The sequence below is a fragment of the Pseudomonas marginalis genome, from assembly GCF_024169655.1.
Classification (GTDB): domain Bacteria; phylum Pseudomonadota; class Gammaproteobacteria; order Pseudomonadales; family Pseudomonadaceae; genus Aquipseudomonas; species Aquipseudomonas paraveronii.
Genome location: NZ_JALJWV010000001.1, coordinates 4,095,657 through 4,116,002, shown reverse-complemented (window position 1 = coordinate 4,116,002; position 20,346 = coordinate 4,095,657). Strand labels below are relative to the sequence as shown.

The following is a 20,346-nucleotide window of genomic DNA, read 5'->3' as shown; positions in this document are numbered from 1 at the left end:
TATTGTTGAAGTAACGAACTGGATAGGGGCTGCGCGTCCCTGTCCTTAGGACTCTCCAGCGGCGCATTACAAGGCTTCGCTATTCTTCCAATTATTCATCAGCGTATTCGAAGGCAGTGCCTCATCCAGAAGCTTCTGCGCAGTGATCACGCCTGCGACAGGCAAGCCTTTCGGGTCAAGAAGACCGACCTGGACCAGCAGACTCGCTTGATCCCAGTAAATATGCTCGTGATAGAGCTTGTCGCCCCTGAATCGGACGACTCCCAGCATGGGGATTTCGACATACTTTCCGGTAGGCGCCACGTTCGGGAGCATCCAATCGATCTCTGTCGTGTGGGTAAAACACATGATGAATTCATCGACGATCTGGAGCGCACCGACCGTCCGGGAAAGGGGGATCAGTTTCATGTCCGGCGGGTTTCCGTGGACAAAGTGGTGCTGATAAAAACGACTCAGTTGCTTGCTGCCAACCCCACCAGTCATCGTCGGAATGTGGTTGACGTAGGGTTCCGAGACCATGGTTGCCATCGTTGCAGGAACGTCCCGAGTATCGAACTCATGCTTTACATGCTCGTCCCACAAATCAGAAAGGTTGAAGTTTGGACCAATCTCCCGCTTCAACGCGGCGATGGTTCTTTCGTGGGCCATAAGGGCGGCGGGTTTGTCGAAGTGGTCACTACCTACACGTGCAAAAGCATGGTCGACATTCGGATAGACATAGATCTCCGAGCCTTTACTGCCTTTTAATGCTGAGCTGATTTTGGCGCGGGCTCGGGCGTCGCAGTAAGCATCGTTTTCGGCAAAATGAAGAACCAGCCGCCCCTGGATGTTATCCACTTCGTCGAGATAGTTTTCGATACCCATGCCATAGAAACCGACGGAGCAAGCAGCCTTGGTGCGTGTGGCCGTGAGATACGCCAGTTTGCCGCCCATGCAGAAACCGACGAAACCCAAGTCGTCACCTTCGACCTGGTCCAGGGTCTTGAGCTTGGCAAAGCATGCAGAAATATCGTCAACCGCCAGATCCAAATCCAGGCGCTGGAAGAAATCGATCGCTTTTGCAAAATCCTGTTCCGTGTAACCGAGGTCGACGTCCCGCTCCATTCTCCAGAACAGGTCGGGCACCAGTACCACATATCCCTCTTCAGCATAGAGGTCTGCAACGGCCCGCATATTTGCGTTGACGCCAAAAATTTCCTGACCAAGAACCAGTCCCGGGCCTTTTCCGCTCGCGGGAACAGCAAGATAGCCGCGAAACGTTTGTGCTTTGTCCAGGGTCTGGATACCGATGAATTCGCCCATTTTTATGTTCCTCTCGATCAAACTATTGAGAATCGGAATGACGCTGGAACCACACACGAGGTGATATACCTCTGTCTGGACCCAGGATGGAAAAACCTCCATCTACAGGTATATCCACACCGGTCATCCAAGAGGCGCCGGGTGTGCAGAGAAAAGCGACCACATTCCCGACTTCCTCACCTCGTCCGATACGCCCTAGAGGGTGGAAGTCAGCGCCGACGCGGTCAGCGAGCGCAATATCGTTATTGGTCAGGTTGGCTACGGTTGGGGACCAGGTCCACGCCGGTGAGACGCTCAGCACGCGCGTGCCCCTGGGTGCCAAGCTCACGGCGAAATTCTTGGTCAATTGAAGCATCGCGGCTTTAGACGCAGGGTAGAGTGCGCGGCCTGCTGCACCGAATTTCCCACCCGTGCTGGTGATGTTCACTATCGTGCTGCCAGGCTTTAGAAGCGGAGATACTTTTTGCACGAAGATGGCGGCAGAGATGACGTTGACGTTCAGGCTTTTGTGCCAATCTTCCCTTGAAGACTGGATGCCCAAATCAGTGTAGATACATGCGTTATTGACCAGAATATCAATTTTCCCGAATTGATTGATTGTATTGTCAATGCACTTATCAATATCTTCGTCGTTTTCCACGTCGCACTCTGTATAGGAAGCCCATGGACCCAGCTCGTCGCATAATGTTCTTCCGGCACTGGCGTTGCGACCAACCAGCATGACTTCCGCCCCTTGGGCTATCATGACTTTAGCAATATCCAGACCAAGTCCCTGGGTGCTTCCCGTGATGATTGCGACTTTTCCTGTCAGGCTCATGATTGCACCTTGAACAATTGGTCAACGCTGGAAATTTCAGCGATTAAGCTCATGCTATTAATCGACGCTTGATGCGCCGCCGGTTCTGCGGCAGAGCAGGCATCTGCAGGGACGACTACGTGATAACCGCAGTCCACGGCGTGCCTTACGGTACTTTCCACTACAGAATGAGTTGCCACGCCGGCAATGATCAGCGTCCTCGCGTTAAGCATGTTTAGAAGTGCTTCCCCATGCGTCCCGTAAAACGCATTGATCCGCTTGTGGGTAATGATGAATTCCCTGCCGTTTTCATGGGGGCTCAACGCGTCGAGGAATTCGGCGCCCCACGTGCCGTCAATCACGGCACCTATCTTCTTTACGTTCTTCAAGATGGGCGCGTTGGCAATCAAGTCGGAGTAATCACCTCGATACGCGACACGCGCATGGAGGATGGGCCAGCCGTTTAATCGCGCGCCACGAAGTAATGCCGTCGCAGAGGCAATCAGATTCGCGCGAACGGCCCCATCTTCGTCCATGCCTACCTTGATACGTCCTTCCGGATGCAGGACATCATTCTGATAGTGGAGCGCGATAACCACGGGCCGCTCCATCAGACAAATACCTCCAGGTTGGCAAAAACATCATTGCAATTGACCAGGTCAACACGCTTGAGCTTGATCTTCCAACCTTCCACTTTATTGCCGGCAAGTTTGTAGGTGTAACGCCCGGCGAGCTGACGTTGATCCAAGCGCCATTCCGTGGCTTGGAACACCGCGCTGACCACAAGGTAATCATCCTCGTCCAGACCTTCGATGCACACATTCCCAACCAGGTGCGCTGTTTGAGTTTGTGGTTGCTGTGACCAGTTACGCGCATTCTCCACGCGACGAATACGCGTCTCGCGCAGCATGCGGTTTTCCCAGAACAGGGAAATATGATCGAAAGGATTTACCTGGTTATGCTTTTGCGGTACCCAATACATGCCATCGTCGGTAAAGAGTTTGTCCCACTCCCAGAACTTCCATGTATCCAGCAGACGAGCTTCCTTAAACAGAAACTGCTCGACCGAGCGAAGGGTGGTTTCTTCGGCAAGTGCAGGCTTGAGGTCGGATGTATTTACGTTGAAAGCGCGGTCAAGCAACATTATTGCTCTCCTTGGCGATAATTGTTCCGGTCATGAACTTTTTCCAGGCTGCAAACTGATTACGCATGGGCAGTTCGCTGGTGCCATTGGTAGAGACTGCACCGTCTTCAAGAAGGGTGTCGGTGCCGACATAACGGTGCATGCTGATCCAGTTGCCGCCTCGGGTCATGTTGCCCTCCTGGCAGCGTGCATACACTTCAACGTCGTCCGGCATGACATTGGAAGAGGGGGAGTTGATGACGTTGGCGTAAGTTAGTGCCCGATCGAACACCACATCTGGGGCACCTTTACAGCGGAACGTCTGGATCTCCACCATGGTTTTATCGACAGCAACCGGGCGGATAACCCGAAATTGCATGAAGACGGTATGAGGCGATCCGCTGCCGTAAATCACGGTGTTATGGCGGTTCATGCCCATGATTTCACGGGCGCGGTCCGCTCCGTAGGCTTCGCTCAAACATTCAAAGTGCGCGCGGGAAACTTCGTCCTTCTCGGCGGCGTCCGGATCGAAGATCGCCTCCATGTAGCCATGGCCATTATGGTAGGCGCGCAGTTCCAGCTTTTCCCAGAAGTCATAGGGCTCGCCATTGCCATCCATGATCAGCAGTTCGAACGGCATCTCGCCGATGGCTTCAGCCTGTTCCCGAGCTGCATCGACTGATGACTCGTGGGTGACACGTGCGTGCATGGTGTCGTGGAGGTTTTCGTAGAAAACTTTCCAATTGGAACGTTGTTGGACGCGGAAAATACCGCCCGCTACTTCAAGCTCACCCACCGGAGATCTGTCGCACATGTTGTCGATGGAGCTGACGACGCCGCCAAGGAACGTCTTCAGGTCTTCGCCGTAGGACGCCTGGCTGGCGAATACGAAACCGCGGTAGCTATCGACCCTGGCCACACTGGCCATGGAGAAATCCGGATGTTTCGGGTCATAGCATGTGCCCTCGAAGCCGCTCTTCAGCGGTGCCGACAGGTGAGTGCCGTCCAACTTGAATGTCCAGGCGTGGTAGGGGCAGCGGAAGAACTTGCCGACATTGCCGTCACCGTCCGCCACCAACTTTGCTCCTTTGTGAGGGCAGCGGTTGTAGTGGACGTTTACTTTGCCGTCAGGCGCACGAACCATCACCACATCCTGGTCGCCGATCCGGGTCGTGTGGTAATCGCCAGGGTTCTTTACTTGACTCTCATGGCCCACATAAATCCAGGCATGCCCATAAATTCGCTCCATTTCGAGTTGAAAGAGAACAGGGTCGGTGTACACGCTTTTATGAACGCTGTCGGGCCGGATCAAATCGGCAATTTGTTCATTGCTGGGAATCATTGTTCGCTCCTTTACTTATTAGAGGTCAAGTACCAACTTGGCAGTCTTGGCACGAGAAACACAGGTGCAGAAGGCGCCGCCGGAGCGCTCGCGATCAGACAGGCAGATATCACGGTGATCGGGTTCACCCTCAATGACTTGAGTTACGCATACTCCGCAATCACCACGTCGGCAGTCGAACATCGGGTCCAGGCCTGCCTCGATCATCACGTCCAAGAGGGTCTGGCCTGTGTTCACTGCAAGCGTTACTCCACTGGCGCGAAGTTCTACTTCAAACGCTTGGTCGCCATCTTCTTCAAGGGCACCGGCGAACAGTTCGTAATGGATGTGATCTTCCTGCCAGCCAAGTTCCCGAGCGATTTGTATGACCGAGGTGATCATCTCTACGGGGCCACATATATACAGATGAGTGCCTTCGGATGGTGTCGCCAATACAGTGGATGCGGCAAAACGTTTGCTGGCGTCTCCGCCGCTTATCCAGCATTGGCTGTTGCCCAAACACTGGACTTCATCCAGGTACGCCATGTGGGTGGCATCGCGGCCAGCGTAATGCAGGGTGAAAGCCTTTTTGGACGCTTGCAGTGCGCGGCCCATGCTCAGCATCGGTGTAATACCGATTCCACCGGCTATCAACAGTATGTGTTTCGCCTCGTCGACCAGTGGAAAATGATTGCGAGGTGTTTCTACCTCAATGACTTGACCTTCAGTAAGTGTATGTACCCACTTCGAACCTCCCGTGCTTTTGTCATCGAGTTGCACGGCTATTTCATAGTGGTCGCCTGCCGACACATTCACGATTGAATAGGCACGCTTTTGCTTTCTATCACCTGGGATGTGCAGCTCAAGGTGGGCGCCTGGGGTAAATTCAGGCAGCCGCCTACCGTCATGAGCAACTAATACCAAGCGTCGAATGCGGGGAGTAAGCGCCTCAATGCTTTCTATTTTTACTGATAAAGTGGACATAAATAACCTGCGTACATAACTAGCAGTCAATAAAATCAGCTGGGCTTGCGGTGCCGCTAATCATTAAAACAATGCAAATCAGGGAAGTCTTCACCGCGTTATCGGCAGTGTTTGAATGAACCTAGGTATTGCTTTCCGTAAACTTTTCAAAATACATTCTGACGGAAGTAAGTTTTTTTTCCATGTGCCAGGTTTTTACAGACTCTACCATTGGGGGAGGGCCGCACATATACAGGTCAAAGGGGCTGTCTGAATCCTCAAAGGGGGCGAGGTGTTCAGGAATAAACCCCTTTTTACCCTGCCAATCGTCAGCGGCATTGCTGAGGACCGGTGTGAAATCGAAGGCTTGAATCGTTGATTTATACGCCTCGATACGCGGAATCTCGCACAGGTCCTGTTCTGTCCTGACGCCATAGAAAAGATGGACAGGGAACCCGGCCCCACCTTGCTCTGCCAACTGGTCGAGCATGCCGAGGAAGGCGGACAGTCCGGTTCCGCCTGCGACCATCAACACCGGACGGTCGATATGTCTTAGGTAGAAGGCTCCCAATGGCGCCTCCATCTTGATGATGTCGCCTACTTTGCAACGATCGCGCACGTAGTCGGTCATGACCCCGCTGGGTAGAAGCCGAACCAGAAATTCAAGTGTTCTACTTCCGGGTGCACAGGCAAACGAATAGGAGCGACTGTGACCGGTGCCCGGCACTTGCAGGCGCGCATATTGGCCGGGTAGATAATTGAGTGGAGCAGCACCGGAGGCCAACTCTACCTTCAATATTGCGGTGCTATCAGACACTTGAATGACGTCAGTGACAGTCGTTATCAATTCCGAGGTTCCAGTACTTCCACACAGTGTCGAGTCGAAGTCGAAATAGAAGGATGCGTCGGACAACACCCTTGTTTGGCACGATAGAATCTTGCGATCCGCTAAGTCCTGTTTGGAAAGGGCCTCTTCGTCTACGTAATCCTGAGTGTAACTTCCGGATTCACAACGGCCTTGGCAGGTCGCGCAAACCCCTTCGCGGCAGTCCAGAGGGATTTTGATCCCACTTTTGAGCGCAGCGTCCAGCAAAATTTCGTTAGGCTGGACGGGGCAAAACAGTGTTTTACCGTCGGCGAAGTTCAACGCAACCTTGTACATGATTTAACCTTTCTCGGACTTAAATATGGTAGAAATCCAGCACTGAATTGATCTTGTCATTCAGCAGCACGCTGTGCTTTTTGGAGATCAACCAGCTATCGCCATGCGGTCGAAGCGTGTAGGTAGCACGCCCGAAGAATTGCTCAGACAAGGACTGGCGGTAATACAAAGTCTGCCAATTAACGCGCACTTCAAGATCGCCACCCTCCAACGGGTTAATCCGCACGTTATTTATTTGATGCAATGTCCTTGGCAGCGGTGTCGCAGAGGCCGCTTTGCCTGTACGAATTCGAAATACCCGGTCTTCCAGGCCCCCGCGATTGGGATAATAAATCAGCGACATCTCGCGCTTGGGGTCGGTGGTGTAGATGTGCTCGGAATCCCATTGGGGAAGGTGGAACACGCTATCTTCGCTAAATAGCGCGAGGTAGCCGTCCCAATCTTGGTCATCGCAAAGCTCTGCTTTCTTGTAAAGGAATTGTTCTATTTGATACTGAAGTTCGACGTTCATTGCCTTATACCTCCTTCAACTTCAGCGCTTGGGCATCGGCTGCTTTGCGCGCCAGACCATTGAGCAGGAACTTCTGCCAGTTGCCGTGTTGATTCACGTATAGGCCTTCATGTGTAAATTCGGCCCCGATCATGGCGGGAGAAATGCCAATGGTGTCCGTGTTTTTCGTCGGTCCTGTTGTCCACTTGTCGCGACCACGGGAGATGTCGCTCCAGCGCTCCAGGCGCGCCTGGAATCCACGCTGCGCTTCACGAAACTCGACGAGGTCGTCGGGAGTTCCCATGCCGGACACATTGAAGAAGTCTTCGAATTGGCGGATGCGGTTTTCGCGGTCGGCATCGGACTCGCCTTTCACTCCAAGACAAAAACTGTTGATTTCAGTCTTGTTCCACGCAATCGGGCGGATGATCCGCAGTTGTGAGCTGATCTGATCAAGGAAGAACATGCTCGGATAGACGTTCAGATTGCGTAGGCGATGCATCATCCACTCGGCTTTGTCCTGGCCGTATTCCTTCACCAGTCGCGGCATAATGGTTGCGTACCCTGGGCGAACCTCCGGGTTCGGCATGTCGCTGAACAAGACACTGTGGCCGTTGTTGAAGGCGAACCAGCCATCGTCGGTTTCGGCATCCCCTGCGCCTAGCTTGCTGTAGTCGAGGAATTCGCCGGCGTTATGCCCCTTGGAGGCGTTAACTTGCTGACGGTGTTGCACGGTCGACACATAGTTATAGTGGACAGTGCTGACGTGATAGCCATCAAGACCATTCTCGTTTTGCAGCTTCCAATTACCATCGTAGGTATAGGCGGATTTGCCCGGCAGCACTTCCAGTTCGCCAGTGGGCGATTGGGCGACCATCATATCGAAGAATACTTTGGCATCGCCCAAGTAATCTTCAAGCGAATCAGTGCCATTCACGTCAAGGCTGACGAAGACGAAACCCTTATAACTTTCGATACGGGCTTTCTGCAATCCACGAGTGGCTTTATCGAAGTCTTCCCCATATTCAGCAGGTGCCTTGACTTTCACAAGTCGCCCATCGCTCTTATAACACCAAGCATGGAAAGGGCAGGTAAAAGTCGACTGATTACCTTTGCCGACGCGAGTCAAAGTAGTGCCACGGTGTTGGCACGCATTAATCAAAGCGTTTAACTTGCCCTCGCCATCACGCGTAATAATAAGTGGCTGACGGCCTGCTTGCATTGTAAGGAAGTCGTGTTTGTTTAAAATCTCGCTTTCGTGGCAGGCATAGATCCAGTTTTTTTCGAAAATCAATTCCATTTCCAGATCGAAAAGTTCTGGCTCCGTGAACATATCACGGGCAATGCGATAGATGCCTTCCTCGCTTCGAAAGTCCAAGCAGCTCTCGATATATTCTTTCCATTGGTTAATATCACGCATACGGCTCATGGGTAGATCCTCAATCGTGCGGTTATGCAGGGTTCCTATTAGAGGTGGCGGGCGCCGATTGGTCTATCCAATTTATTGATGACTTAAAGCCACTTAATGAGATTAGAAACATCCGAAATGTGAGCAGCAATTTGACGATTGCCGTAATTGATAGTGATAATCATTGTTGTTTGTGAGGGGGGGTTACTTGTCTTGAGTAGAATGGTGTCGACCCGTTATTCAGGGCAATTTTCTCCGGTAGGATGCAGGGCAAATTCGTTTGTTTTGATCATGAATGGTGCTCGCAATAATGCTTCAGGTGGAAATTACGAGCTATATAGGCGAAGTTGTCCGATTATTCCGCTGATACTATCCAAATTGGTTGGCTTTAATGAGGGGGTGGCTCGGTGGCATACGTCTTCGAAACCGCTATCCTGAGCCAGTTTTTCGGGCTGCATTTGGACCGTTTCCGGATGACGCCAGGTGATCAAGAGCTGTCGGAGCCGCTGTAACGTCACACTGAGCTACGAGGCATCTGTTACCTAGTCTGGGCAATCGGGAATGATGGTAACGACGCAGGTCTAGTCGCTAAAAAAATGAGCACTGTTTTGGTGCTATCGAATAATTTATTGATCTGAATCGGCCCAGGAACTGATTTTTTTGAGTGGGGTTATCCGTAAATTTTCATATTGATATCCCGATATTTTTTTTCCTGAGGTTGAGCGGTTCGTCGGCACAACACTTGCTTGGATAGCGCTGAGTCACGCCGATTAGAGCGTGAAAAAATAGCCGTGAGTGCCTTATCATGCAAACGAATAGTCACGTCGTTGGTAATATTCGTGTTGATCAATTTGATTTTTCCGGGGCGCAAGCATGGATGGAGCGAATTTGCGGGCCGCATTCGCTCCGGGCAACCAAACCTCAGGATATCCGGTTTCGTCATAGTGCCAAGGTTTTTAACAGTTTTTCCACTGCGCTAGGTTTTATGGAGTATGGCGCTGACGTCACTGTAAAAATTGAAGAATCTGATTGTTTAAATAGTTACAGCCTCAGTCTCCCGTTGATGGGAGAGCAAAAGCTAATGAAAAATGGTAAGTTGTTTAACTCTTATACAGGTAGCGGTTTAATTGTTTCTCCGCACGAAACACAAGAGTTGTGGATGGCTGGTAACTGTAGAAAACTCTCTATTGTAATTCCTCGGATGTCTATGCGGCAGACACTTGAGGAAATGCTTCATCGTACCCTAGACGTTCCTCTTCGATTTGAACCTGTTATTGATGCAATTAACGGTGCTACAGCTTCGTGGTGGCGCTTAGTGCGAAACTTCGCAGAAGAGTTTGAGCGCGGCGGTGGTGTGTTTGAGCATGCTATATTTTCTCGAGATATTGAGGCTGCTCTGATCAAAGGTTTAATTTTGTCTCAGCGCAATAACTATAGCGACCTTATAAATGAGCATCTTCAGTGTCAGCTCCCTTATTATCTTATAAAGGCGCGAGATTATATTCACAATAATGCTCGTGAAAATATTTGTCTGGAGGATATAGAGCGAGCTTCGGGCGTATCAAGGTTCAAGGTTTTTGATGGTTTCAAAAAGTACTTCGGTATGCCGCCTATGGCGTATCTAAAAAAATACAGGCTTACTGCCGTTCGTAGAGAGATTTTAGAGGGTGGTCCGGTTAAAAGTTTGTCACTACTTGCCACTGACTGGGGCTTCAATCACTTGGGAAGATTCGCGATTGAGTATCGTAAACTATTCAATGAAACACCGAGTTCGACATTGCATCGCGGTGAAATGAATAGGGAAAGGTTTCTCTGATATGGGACGGCTTTTCTATGCAAGAGATCCTTGGGGGCTGGTGTCAGTGTCCGAAGCTTGCATTTCGCTATTAGCGACGTCGGATAAGAACTCGATGTGGTGACTGAGTGACCTTTGGCTAGAAGTCACGAGAGTTCTAGTGCTATAGCCAAAGGGGTTGAGTTTGTAGAAGGGCTTTAGAGTATAGTTTCAGTCATACAGATCCATTTCTAACTGTGGCAGGTAGCGACTTAGCGAGCTACCGCGCTTAACTGTGGGGGGGGATTTCTCTAAAGCTATTGCCGGTTTAAGCATGAATTTACAAGTCGAAATCAAAATAGCGCTGACATATCTCTATAGTGCGGTGTTGAGTTGTCAAAATCGGCCGATTTTTTGGATGAGAATGAAGTATAAATAGGATAGACGTCATAGGGGTTTTAACGTCTAATAAATTTGCATTAGTTAAATCTGTGGGTTTTAGGTGGTGCTGGGATTTGTATCTCTTGCGTGCTAACTGCTGTCGAAAAGCATATAACTCTAGTTGATGGGTTGTTTGTCCGACTGCCTGGGAATTAAACCAATAAAGTAATGGCGAGACTTAAATGACTGACAACGATAATGACTTATTAAAGGCTACTTACAACCGTCGCCAAACCCTAAAAGGGATTGCCGCAGGCGCCACCACAGTGCTTGCCGCTTCTGTGCTGAATTCTGCGATGGCAAGTTCGATAAAGCCTGCGCCCGATGTTCCGGAAAAAACTTCGGCTGACGGGGGCTACGACACTATTATTATCGGCGGCGGTATGGCGGGGGCTACAGCAGCAAGAGAGTTGGGAACTCGAGGCAAGAAATGCTTAGTATTAGAAGCGCGCAACCGAACAGGTGGCCGCACTTTCACTACAGAGGTCTTTGGCGAGCGTGCAGACGTTGGTGGTCAATGGATCCACTGGATCCAGCCGCATGTTTGGGCGGAAATGCAACGTTATGGTTTGCAGCTGCTTGAAACGCCAGGTGCAAGTCCAACTGCTTACGGTGTTGTGGTAAATGGTAAGCTCGAACCCTTTGATCCTGCTAAGGCCTTTGAGCTGTTAAACCTAGGCATGCAAGTGTTTAGTAAGGATGTGATTGATCTGTTTCCTCGCCCCTATGACCCAAATTTCAATCCGGACTCCTTAAAGACCGATAATATTTCTATTGCTCAGCGAATGAAACAGATCAATGTTTCTGATGAAACCCGAGCAATTCTCGAATCTTATTTCACTACTGCTGTGAACGGCCCTATCGAGCAGGCTGGGTACTTGGATCAGATTCATTGGTATGCGCGCGCAGGCAACGATATGGATCGTCTGTTACGGGCGTGTACTCAATATAAAATTAGTACCGGTACGTCTTCGCTTATTGAATTGTTGTTTCGTGACAGTCGTGCTGAAGTAAAATTGAATACGCCAGTGCAAAAGGTGGAGCAGTCTTCGCGCGGAGTAAAAGTAACTGCGGAAAACGGCAAAACCTATTTCGCTAAGTCTTGCATCGTCGCGTTGCCTATGAACTGCTGGAACGATATTGAGTGGTTGCCTGCTCTATCTCCAGGAAAAGTAGCTGCAAGTAAAGAACGGCACGTGGGTTCTGGTTTTGAATTGAAGGTTAAGGTTAAGGGCAACAAAGGTAGCTATCAAGGTATGGCATCCTCCGGATATCCTATCAACTTGGTATATACCGATTATATTTCTGACCATCATACCAAGTTTGTAGCTATGGGATATTCAGTGCCCGGCTTCGATGTAAACGACGACGATAATGTTCGTGAAGCATTTACTCGTTTGTTACCGGGAGCCGAAATTATGGAAAGTTTCGCCTACGACTGGAATTCCGACCCGTATTCGAAGGGGACCTGGTGCGATTACAAGCCGGGGATGTGGAGCAAGTATGGCGAGGATATGCGCAAAGACGAGGGCCGCGTGGTTTTTGCTGGCTCCGACATAGCCAATGGATGGCGGGGGTTTATCGACGGTGCGATTGAAACAGGATTGCGGGCGTCAAGAATTGTACTGAAGCAGTTGGGGTGAGGGGCTTCAGATGAAAAAAACAACACTGGTTCTGACTTTTATGTTGGTTTCGAATTTGGCAGAAGCGGATACTGCTAACTGTTCGCCAGAGACCGCAGAAAAAGCGTGGGGGAAGTGTGCAGCTTGTCATTCTCTTGCAGAGGGTAATAACTCGATGCTGGGCCCGAACCTACATGGCGTTATTGGCCGAAAAGCGGGCTCGCTCGAGGGGTTTATTTATTCGCCAGCGATGAAGGCCTCGGATGTAGTGTTTACGATCGAGAAGCTTGATGCGTTCTTGGCCGCTCCCCAAGATGTAGTGCCTCAAACGCGTATGCCTTTTAGCGGCCTTAAAAACCCCGAAGACAGAGCGGCCGTTATCTGCAAAATAAAGTCCACTTAACCTTATAAATATAGATTGGAGCACCCATTGTGAATAGTTTAGACAAACAGCTTGTTCTCAGTAGAAATAGGCTGGTCTCAGTGACCAGTTGGTTAGCTATTTGTTTCTGTATGTTGACAACATACTTGGCAATCCAAGCCGGTAGTTTCGAATATGAGGCCGCTGGTGATGTTGCCGCGCAGTTGCAAGTTGGTGTCGCAGGCGCTGCCAACCTCAAATGGATGATGCTGAGCGATACGTTTGGTTTTTACCTATTTAGCATTCCTGCTGCTATTTATCTATGGATGAACTTTAAGCAGGAAAATCCGTTTCTGGTATCGCTGGCAACAGTTGCAGGCATATTTTTCGCATTGGTAGGTGCTATTGGTGCATCGATTCTGTCTGTAGCGTGGCCTGTGCTTACGATTGCAACAGCTACCGCATCGGATCCTTCCGCTGCTCAAATTTACACGGAGCTTTTTCGTGTAATCACCATGTTTGTTCAGGACGGCATGTGGGGGCGTTTAGAGTTCTTCCTTTCCGGGGTCTGGTACGTAGGTCTAGCGTTGGTCATTTGGCCGCACCGTAAAGGCTTCGCTACTGTAACTTTTTTGAACGGCTGTTTTGGGTTGTTATCGAGTGCTGCGAAAATACTAGATGCCGGTGAAATTGCCGGCTTGGGTCTCCAGGGTGTTCTGTACGCAACCCCTATCTGGTTCTTTTGGCTCGGCGTATTGGCTTGGAAAGGCAAATCAACTGTTGCCCAATCTTCAGGGCAGCAATAGCTAGTTTCGCAATAGGATGCTGCCACTTGCAGCATCCTTTCTCTCATGTGGAACCTCGTTGCAATTTACGTTAGTGATCAAGTTAAGAAGATTTATAACTACGTAAACAGTAGTGGGGACGATTCCACTTGTTTACGCCGTTTTTTTCGATTTCCTGGGTAGCTTGAAATGATTTATTGAGGAGTGAATCGAATCTTCGATTTGCTTAAAAATAAAAAGCCTAATATGTTGAGGGTAGTTATGAATACGTCTCTTCGAACCGTGTCAGTTAGTTTCTCTTTTATGGCTTTTTCCCTGTGCTCTAGCGGCGTAGGCGCGTTGGAATTATATTCGGACGAAAGCTACGGGTTAAATGCCGATCTTGATGGCGGTATTGGAATTTATCATAGCCAACAAAATTATGCTCAGTCTGGAACTTTGAAGAAAGGGGGGACTGATTGGCAAGAGGCATATTTTAAGTACGGATTATCCGGTTGGGTTTCTGCGGGCGAACAGAAGCAAAAAGTGTATGGTGCTTTAAACTGGGTTAGTAGTGCGACGTTCGGCCAAGGAGATGCTGCCGGATGGACTGATGGCACAGAGCGGACTACCAAAGTCGAAGACGCATATCTTGGCTGGAAATCGGGAAATTACTTTCCCGCGCTTGGGCTTGACGGAATTGATTTATCGTTTGGTCGGCAAAATATTGTTGTGGGCGATGGATTTCTTATTGGCGGTGACGCGCTGAACCTTGGCAAAGGGATCTCTAACGGAACTCTGAATCGTGGTGGTGCGTATTACATCACTCCACGTAAGGCGTTTGACCAGACCGCAGTCCTTCGGATCGGCGGGCGTGAAGGTTTGCGCAGTGATTTGATGTGGTTGAAGTCAGATAACCCTGCCCAAGCCAAAGCAGAGTCCTTCGTCGCCACGTTAGAAAACGTGGGTGAAAAAGGAACTGTCGGTTTCACATATATGGATGTATTGAATACCGATGATAAGTTTGATTTAATTCGTCGAAACGGAACTAAGACCTATACCGTTAGAGGCCAAGGTAGCTTAGGCCACCCAGATCTTTTTCTTTCTGGCGAATATGCATGGCAGGACCGCCCTGCTGGCAATGAAAGTGCGTGGTATCTTGAGGCAGGTTGGAAGTTCTCGGATGTATATGGTACACCTTCTGTAAATTATCGTTACAGCCGATTCTCTGAAGGTTACGATCCTTTCTTCTTTGGAAATATTCGCGGGCTTGGAACTTGGTTTCAGGGCGAAGTGGCTTCGAATTACGCAGGCCCATTTAACTCTAATACAAGAATTCATCAGGTTGCTCTTTCATTCACCCCCGTTGAGTCGCTCTCGCTGGGTGTGCTTCTATATAATTTCGATACATTAAGTAAGAGGGCTGGAACATTTTCTAACCTTGGCGGAAATGAGGTGGATATATATGCAAGTTGGCAGGCAACTAAAGAACTTACAGTGGTGCCTTTGTTGGGTATTTATAAGCCTGATGCTTCTGATTTAGAAGGTGGTTCTCAAATCGGTACTGATCGACGTAATATTTATAGTCAGGTTCTTTTTCTCACGCATTTTTAAGTTTTTTAAGGCGCAAGGCCCGTCCCTTTGAGGGATGTGCCTATGCGCTGCTTATATATTCTTCTTAGGGACCCTCAAGGCTATTGAGGTTGTACGGCTATACCAGCAAACCTCGTCGATTCTTGAAGGTGACCTCTAAGTCCGACTTTCTTACTTTTTCTGTTTTAAGAGTTACAAGAGGAGGATAAAAAATGGCCGTTATGATTTCACATACCAGCAATGCTCAGAAATTTCTTGAGGACGCTAGCGGCCTCACCAACAGTGCCGGCAACCCACGAGTCAAAACTCTGATTCACCGAATTCTGTGCGACTCCGTGAAAATTATCGAAGACCTTTCGGTAACTCCTGAGGAGTTTTGGAGAGCGGTTAACTACCTCAACGTTCTTGGCGTTCGTCAAGAGGCCGGTCTTTTGGTTGCAGGACTCGGTGTTGAGCATTACCTGGACCTCCTCATGGATGCTGAAGATAAGCTGGCGGGTAAGTCCGGCGGCACTCCTCGGACCATTGAAGGTCCGCTCTACGTCGCAGGTGCGCCGCTCTCGGATTTTGAGGCACGATTAGACGACGGTACCGATCTAGGTGTTGTGCTATTCATGCAAGGCCAAGTTAGAAATACCTCCGGCGAACCATTGGCAGGTGCGGTAGTTGACGTTTGGCACGCTAATACCCTCGGCACATATTCTTACTTTGATACTACTCAATCGGAGTTCAACCTTCGTCGCCGCATCGTTACCGATGCCAACGGCCGTTACCGTTTTCGTAGTATCGTTCCTTCGGGCTATGGCTGCCCCCCAGATGGCCCTACGCAGCAATTGCTGGACCAGTTGGGTCGTCATGGCCAGCGCCCGGCGCACGTGCACTTTTTCATCTCGGCGCCCGATCATCGCCATCTGACCACGCAAATCAATTTGGATGGCGATCGGTATCTGCATGACGATTTCGCCTACGCCACCCGTGATGAACTGATCGCGAAGATCATTTTTACCGATGATCCTGAGCGCGCTGCAGCGTATGGCATTACTGGCCGCTTCGCTGAGATCGATTTCGACTTTACGCTTCAATTATCCGACCAACCTAAAGAACAGCAACGTCACGAGCGAGTTCGCGCGCTCGAGGGGTGAAGTCTTTGAATGCAGGGAGGCGATGCGTCTCTCAACGATATATGCATTGCTTCCTATTCCGTTGTTCTTGCCACCAAATGGCTTCGTGACCTAGGCGCAAAAAAGCGAATTTCGCTTCTTCAAGATTTTTACCGAGAGAGGCTTTACCCATGGGAGTTTTTGATTGGAAACACTGGCTAGTAATCCTAGCTGTAGTGATTTTGATTTTTGGGACAAAGAAGATAAAAGGTTTGGGCGGAGACATTGGCGAAGCCATAAAGGGTTTTCGCAAATCAATGACTGACGACGAGAGTAACGAATGTTCGACGGCCTCTCAAAACGCTACGCTCGAGCAGTCTCACACCATCGACGTCAAGTCTCAAAAGGTTGGGGAACATTTTCGTAGCGATGTTCGGCCCTAGATTCCTGTATTGAATCTAGGCTATTCACCAAGCACACCTACGGCGATCTGCAGAATATTGTAGGCGAACATCGCCAGCACCACAGTCGAGCCGCTGGCCAGAACCACCAAACCATGCGAAGTGACGGTGTAAAGACCAGCGGCAGTCATGAGTCAACAGTTCAAAATTACCAAGTCGGTCTCGTTAAATCGCGAGACCGGCCGATGTAATGACATCACCTATAAGAAGTCAGTGGCCCAGGCCACCTGATGGTCAACTGGCCGCTGTTCACTCACGAGATACTCCGATGATCGACGCACTCTCCATCCGCTTGAAAATCATCCTGCTGTCCGGCTTGTGCCTCATGGGGGTGATCGGCTTGATCGTCTACATGAACCTCTATCAAGGCGACCAGAACAACCGATTGATCAGTGCCTCGAGTAGTAAGATGCTGACCGACAGCGGTGAGAGTCTGCTGCAGGCCAAGGCCGCCGAACAGGCTAGAAACTTGGAGCATGTCTTCGGTAACAGCTTGCTGCTCATCTCTGCTCTGGCCGACCAGGTGAACAACTTGCGTAACATGGCCAGCCAGCGTGGGTTGCCGGCCGCTACATTGCGTGAGGAACTGAACCATAGCGTCAAGATAACATTCGAGCACAATCCGCAGATTCTTGGGTTCTGGCTGGTGTACGAACCGAATGCGCTGGAGGGTAAAGACAGCGAGTTCGTTAACGACGCAGCGCGCGCCTCCAACGAAAGCGGACGCTTTAGCAGCGCCTGGAATCGGGGTGGCGGCCAATCGATGAACTTGATGATTACAGAAATCGATCTGCAGAATACCGAGCTGAGCATTAGCGGCACCGCAAACAACAGTTGGTACACCTGCCCGCGAGACACGCGGCGCACGTGCCTGACGGCGCCTTACGCCGTCACCCTGGACGGGCAAGCCCAAGTGATGACTACGCTCTCTATGCCGTTGATTGCCGATGGCAAGGTGATCGGCACCCTGGGCGTAGACCTCGCACTCGGCGCCCTACAAGCGGCCGCAAGCGATGCTCAGCGTACCCTGTTCGAAGGCTCTGGAAGCATGCTGATTGTATCCGACAGTGGTGTACTTGCGGCCTACAGCAAGGACGCAGGTCAGGTCGGCAAACCTGTCAGCATCACTATGGGCGAGGACGGCAAGGCGATACTCGCAGCATTGACGCAAAAAAAACCGCTGGTGCTGGCACAGAATGATTTGATCCGCGCCGTCTACCCCGTCTCCCCAATCCCCGATGCGCCAGCTTGGGGGGTGGTCATTGATTTGCCCAAACAAGTATTGCTGGCCGACTCGGTAGCGCTTCAGACCTTGCTTGATCAGACCCAAACCCGCGACACCCTGAAGTCGCTGCTCGTGGCCATAGGCGCAGGCCTGTTGGGCCTGCTGCTCATCGGGTTCACCGCTTCCGGGGTGACGCGCCCGATCAACAGTGTCGCGCAGATGCTCAAGGCGATTGCCAGCGGCGACGGCGATCTGACCCAACGCCTGCACTACCGCAAGAAAGATGAACTGGGCGAGCTCGTGAACTGGTTCAACCGTTTTCTCGACAAACTGCAGCCCACCGTCGCGCAGATCAAGCAGAGCATTACCGATGCGCGCGGTACCGCCGACCAGTCTTCGGAAATCGCGCGGCTGACCAGTGAAGGGATGCAGGTGCAATTTCGCGAGATCGATCAACTGGCAACTGCGTCCAACGAAATGAGCGCGACTGCGCATGAAGTCGCCCACAGCGCCTCGAGTGCTGCCCAGGCAGCGCGCGGTGCCGACCAGGCGTCCAGGGAAGGCATCACCCTCATTGAGCGCAGCACCCAGGACATCAATGCGTTGGCCCGCGAGGTCAGTAAGGCCGTGACGGAAGTCGAAGCCCTGGCGGTCAACAGCGAGCAGATCGGTTCGGTGCTGGAAGTGATCCGCAGTATTGCCGAGCAAACGAACCTGCTGGCACTCAACGCCGCGATCGAAGCGGCGCGCGCCGGGGAAAGTGGCCGGGGTTTTGCGGTAGTGGCCGATGAAGTACGCAACTTGGCCAAGCGCACCCAGGATTCCGTCGAGGAAATACGCATGGTCATCGAACGCATCCAAACCGGCACGCGGGGCGTGGTGGCGACCATGCATTCCAGCCAGACGCTCGCCCAGGACAACGCCGGGCAGATCCATCAGGCCGTGCAGGCGCTTGGCAAGATCAGCGACGCGGTAACGGTGATCAGCGACATGAACCTGCAGATTGCAAGCGCGGCGGAGGAGCAAAGTGCGGTAGCCGAAGAGGTCAATCGCAACGTTTCGACCATCCGCAGTGTGACCGAGACCCTGACTGAACAGGCCGCCGAGTCGGCGCAGATCAGCAGTCAGCTCAACGCACGGGCCAATCAACAGATGAAGCTGATGGATCAGTTCCGCGTATAACACGCGGCGGTATAGCGGCGCGTGACGAGTGGGACGGTAACTAGGCAACAGCTCATGTTACTAAGCTGCGAAATGGCTGAGGTGGCAGGACTCCCATCGGGCCGCGACATTGTCAATTGAGAGATGCTCGGCCTGGGGTGGACATCATCCTTCGCCGATGCCCCCTTTCCGTCCGGCTGGCAATGGGGCGAAGAAAATGGCATAGCCCGGAATCACGCGTTCTTCGCCCTTGATACTCTCCAAAAACAAATCCAGAATTAAGTCTTTTCTTGCTACGTCAGCAAAAGAAACCTCTAGATTTCAATAAGTCGGATGCTAGGTACGAGTCTCGTTTCGCGGCCCGCACTCAAAGTGTCTCCTCATTTGTGTGTTCAAATCCCTCCAAGTCATCCTGGTCGATCAAGATGTCGATTAGCTTCTCGCCCAACAGGTTCCAAGCAGCTTTTTTCTCTACAGCATAATCATGGTGTAAGTAGTGCCGACGGACCCGGGAACCTGCCAGCACGTGGTTCTGGCATCGATCTATTACATCAAGGCTTATCCCCGAGGCTTGCATCATGGTTGCCCCTGTTCGTCTCAAGTCATGAGGGGTCCATTCGCCATTCAAACCACCGGACAGCACCAAGGTGTCATCATGTCGGCGACGTGCTAGCGGCTTGCGATTCTTAAAGCGTGATTGTCGGTCCCTAACCGTTTGCTGATGACCTTGAGATCAACATGCCCGTCATGATGCTTTGCGGGGAACCACCATTGAGAATGTCCTGTGAGCAGCCGAAGCTTGCTGAAATAGTGGATCGCAAACGCAGATAGGAAAACGTGGTGGTCCTGCTTTTTTCCCCGGCTACCTTTGACGTTTGCCACGGGAATAAACCAGACACCATTTTCCAAATCAACGTTTTTCCATTCGGCCTGAAGCAGTTCACCAATCCGGCATAACGTTCCCAAACAGATCCAAAGCGCAAGTTGGGACTCTGGCTTAAGTGGGCGAATCCCATCGTACTTTTCGCCGGCAGGTAGTGCTGCATAGTCCGCAGTCATTTTTTGAAAGCGTTGGTATAATTCTTGAAGTTCAATAGAGGAGAGGATCCGAGTTCGCTCCTCCTGGTAGTCACTGGGTACAAGCTTGTTGATTTCGACCAAGTCTGCTGGGTTTCCGTCAATCAGCAGTGTTCGCCATGGCTGGCGTTTCTGAGCCCATCCAAGCATCTGAACGATATCCGAAAAAAGACTGATGGCCTGACGAGTAGCGCCGCTAGCC

Annotated in this window: 18 protein-coding genes and 1 pseudogene; 8 read left to right on the top strand and 11 right to left on the bottom strand. The window is 51.0% G+C overall.

The window, feature by feature from the left end; translation table 11 throughout:
• Window positions 1-66: 66 nt before the first annotated feature.
• From J2Y83_RS18665 to antA, 9 genes are all read right to left on the bottom strand, one after another.
• Complete coding sequence (locus tag J2Y83_RS18665; RefSeq protein WP_101270267.1) at window positions 67-1,302, bottom strand: dienelactone hydrolase family protein; 1,236 nt, start codon at window positions 1,300-1,302, stop codon at window positions 67-69.
• A gap of 22 nt (window positions 1,303-1,324) precedes the next feature.
• The gene (locus tag J2Y83_RS18660; protein WP_106803928.1) at window positions 1,325-2,119 is read right to left on the bottom strand and encodes an SDR family oxidoreductase; all 795 of its coding nucleotides are present in this window, start codon (window positions 2,117-2,119) and stop codon (window positions 1,325-1,327) included.
• Entirely contained in the window at window positions 2,116-2,697 is a 582-nt protein-coding gene (locus tag J2Y83_RS18655) for an isochorismatase family cysteine hydrolase (protein WP_253397388.1), read from the bottom strand. The genes J2Y83_RS18660 and J2Y83_RS18655 overlap by 4 nt, the downstream gene beginning before the upstream one ends.
• 11 nt (window positions 2,698-2,708) lie before the next feature.
• Complete coding sequence (locus tag J2Y83_RS18650; RefSeq protein ID WP_253397386.1) at window positions 2,709-3,242, bottom strand: aromatic-ring-hydroxylating dioxygenase subunit beta; 534 nt, start codon at window positions 3,240-3,242, stop codon at window positions 2,709-2,711.
• The gene (locus J2Y83_RS18645) at window positions 3,232-4,563 is read right to left on the bottom strand and encodes an aromatic ring-hydroxylating dioxygenase subunit alpha (protein ID WP_101270277.1); all 1,332 of its coding nucleotides are present in this window, start codon (window positions 4,561-4,563) and stop codon (window positions 3,232-3,234) included. The genes J2Y83_RS18650 and J2Y83_RS18645 overlap by 11 nt, the downstream gene beginning before the upstream one ends.
• Before the next feature lie 18 nt (window positions 4,564-4,581).
• Window positions 4,582-5,526, bottom strand: a complete 945-nt coding sequence (locus tag J2Y83_RS18640) for a PDR/VanB family oxidoreductase (protein WP_101270279.1) — start codon at window positions 5,524-5,526, stop codon at window positions 4,582-4,584.
• Between the two features lie 121 nt (window positions 5,527-5,647).
• The gene (gene antC, locus J2Y83_RS18635; RefSeq protein ID WP_106803925.1) at window positions 5,648-6,670 is read right to left on the bottom strand and encodes an anthranilate 1,2-dioxygenase electron transfer component AntC; all 1,023 of its coding nucleotides are present in this window, start codon (window positions 6,668-6,670) and stop codon (window positions 5,648-5,650) included.
• 16 nt (window positions 6,671-6,686) lie between these two features.
• Entirely contained in the window at window positions 6,687-7,178 is a 492-nt protein-coding gene (gene antB, locus J2Y83_RS18630; RefSeq protein ID WP_101270284.1) for an anthranilate 1,2-dioxygenase small subunit, read from the bottom strand.
• Window positions 7,179-7,182: 4 nt separating this feature from the next.
• Entirely contained in the window at window positions 7,183-8,586 is a 1,404-nt protein-coding gene (gene antA / locus J2Y83_RS18625) for an anthranilate 1,2-dioxygenase large subunit (RefSeq protein ID WP_101270286.1), read from the bottom strand.
• A 784-nt stretch (window positions 8,587-9,370) separates the two neighbouring features.
• Here antA and J2Y83_RS18620 point away from each other — a divergent pair.
• From J2Y83_RS18620 to J2Y83_RS18590, 7 genes are all read left to right on the top strand, one after another.
• Window positions 9,371-10,381: an AraC family transcriptional regulator gene (locus J2Y83_RS18620; protein ID WP_253397385.1), complete on the top strand. Its 1,011-nt coding sequence runs from the start codon at window positions 9,371-9,373 to the stop codon at window positions 10,379-10,381.
• 581 nt (window positions 10,382-10,962) lie between these two features.
• Window positions 10,963-12,423 (top strand): flavin monoamine oxidase family protein, encoded by a 1,461-nt coding sequence (locus tag J2Y83_RS18615; protein ID WP_253397384.1) that lies wholly within the window; start codon window positions 10,963-10,965, stop codon window positions 12,421-12,423.
• Window positions 12,424-12,433: 10 nt separating this feature from the next.
• The gene (locus J2Y83_RS18610; RefSeq protein WP_101270288.1) at window positions 12,434-12,805 is read left to right on the top strand and encodes a c-type cytochrome; all 372 of its coding nucleotides are present in this window, start codon (window positions 12,434-12,436) and stop codon (window positions 12,803-12,805) included.
• Window positions 12,806-12,834: 29 nt separating this feature from the next.
• Window positions 12,835-13,569 (top strand): hypothetical protein, encoded by a 735-nt coding sequence (locus tag J2Y83_RS18605; RefSeq protein ID WP_101270290.1) that lies wholly within the window; start codon window positions 12,835-12,837, stop codon window positions 13,567-13,569.
• A 240-nt stretch (window positions 13,570-13,809) separates the two neighbouring features.
• On the top strand, window positions 13,810-15,141 hold the full coding sequence (locus J2Y83_RS18600) for a hypothetical protein (protein WP_373423768.1): 1,332 nt from the start codon (window positions 13,810-13,812) through the stop codon (window positions 15,139-15,141).
• A 191-nt stretch (window positions 15,142-15,332) separates the two neighbouring features.
• Window positions 15,333-16,262 carry a catechol 1,2-dioxygenase gene (catA, locus tag J2Y83_RS18595; protein ID WP_101270295.1) on the top strand — a complete coding sequence of 310 codons (930 nt, stop codon included), beginning with the start codon at window positions 15,333-15,335 and terminating at the stop codon, window positions 16,260-16,262.
• 149 nt (window positions 16,263-16,411) lie between these two features.
• Window positions 16,412-16,663 carry a Sec-independent protein translocase subunit TatA gene (locus tag J2Y83_RS18590; protein WP_101270298.1) on the top strand — a complete coding sequence of 84 codons (252 nt, stop codon included), beginning with the start codon at window positions 16,412-16,414 and terminating at the stop codon, window positions 16,661-16,663.
• A 20-nt stretch (window positions 16,664-16,683) separates the two neighbouring features.
• On the opposite strand, the gene J2Y83_RS29620 is transcribed toward J2Y83_RS18590, so the two are convergent.
• Complete coding sequence (locus tag J2Y83_RS29620; protein WP_301295027.1) at window positions 16,684-16,812, bottom strand: hypothetical protein; 129 nt, start codon at window positions 16,810-16,812, stop codon at window positions 16,684-16,686.
• Window positions 16,813-16,949: 137 nt separating this feature from the next.
• Between J2Y83_RS29620 and J2Y83_RS18585 the strand changes: the two genes are divergently transcribed.
• Complete coding sequence (locus tag J2Y83_RS18585) at window positions 16,950-19,088, top strand: methyl-accepting chemotaxis protein (RefSeq protein ID WP_253397383.1); 2,139 nt, start codon at window positions 16,950-16,952, stop codon at window positions 19,086-19,088.
• Between the two features lie 346 nt (window positions 19,089-19,434).
• Here J2Y83_RS18585 and J2Y83_RS18580 read toward each other — a convergent pair.
• A pseudogene (locus J2Y83_RS18580) lies at window positions 19,435-20,345 on the bottom strand (site-specific integrase); the annotation flags it as partial.
• Window position 20,346 lies beyond the last annotated feature (1 nt).

Coding starts and splice junctions, on each gene's coding strand:
- J2Y83_RS18585 (WP_253397383.1), top strand. CDS start 16,950: ATGATCGACGCACTCTCCATCCGCTTGAAAATCATCCTGCTGTCCGGC.
- J2Y83_RS18645 (WP_101270277.1), bottom strand. CDS start 4,563: ATGATTCCCAGCAATGAACAAATTGCCGATTTGATCCGGCCCGACAGC.
- antA (WP_101270286.1), bottom strand. CDS start 8,586: ATGAGCCGTATGCGTGATATTAACCAATGGAAAGAATATATCGAGAGC.
- catA (WP_101270295.1), top strand. CDS start 15,333: ATGGCCGTTATGATTTCACATACCAGCAATGCTCAGAAATTTCTTGAG.
- J2Y83_RS18620 (WP_253397385.1), top strand. CDS start 9,371: ATGCAAACGAATAGTCACGTCGTTGGTAATATTCGTGTTGATCAATTT.
- J2Y83_RS18590 (WP_101270298.1), top strand. CDS start 16,412: ATGGGAGTTTTTGATTGGAAACACTGGCTAGTAATCCTAGCTGTAGTG.
- J2Y83_RS18600 (WP_373423768.1), top strand. CDS start 13,810: ATGAATACGTCTCTTCGAACCGTGTCAGTTAGTTTCTCTTTTATGGCT.
- J2Y83_RS18660 (WP_106803928.1), bottom strand. CDS start 2,119: ATGAGCCTGACAGGAAAAGTCGCAATCATCACGGGAAGCACCCAGGGA.
- J2Y83_RS18615 (WP_253397384.1), top strand. CDS start 10,963: ATGACTGACAACGATAATGACTTATTAAAGGCTACTTACAACCGTCGC.
- J2Y83_RS18665 (WP_101270267.1), bottom strand. CDS start 1,302: ATGGGCGAATTCATCGGTATCCAGACCCTGGACAAAGCACAAACGTTT.
- J2Y83_RS18610 (WP_101270288.1), top strand. CDS start 12,434: ATGAAAAAAACAACACTGGTTCTGACTTTTATGTTGGTTTCGAATTTG.
- J2Y83_RS18640 (WP_101270279.1), bottom strand. CDS start 5,526: ATGTCCACTTTATCAGTAAAAATAGAAAGCATTGAGGCGCTTACTCCC.
- J2Y83_RS29620 (WP_301295027.1), bottom strand. CDS start 16,812: ATGACTGCCGCTGGTCTTTACACCGTCACTTCGCATGGTTTGGTGGTT.
- J2Y83_RS18650 (WP_253397386.1), bottom strand. CDS start 3,242: ATGTTGCTTGACCGCGCTTTCAACGTAAATACATCCGACCTCAAGCCT.
- antB (WP_101270284.1), bottom strand. CDS start 7,178: ATGAACGTCGAACTTCAGTATCAAATAGAACAATTCCTTTACAAGAAA.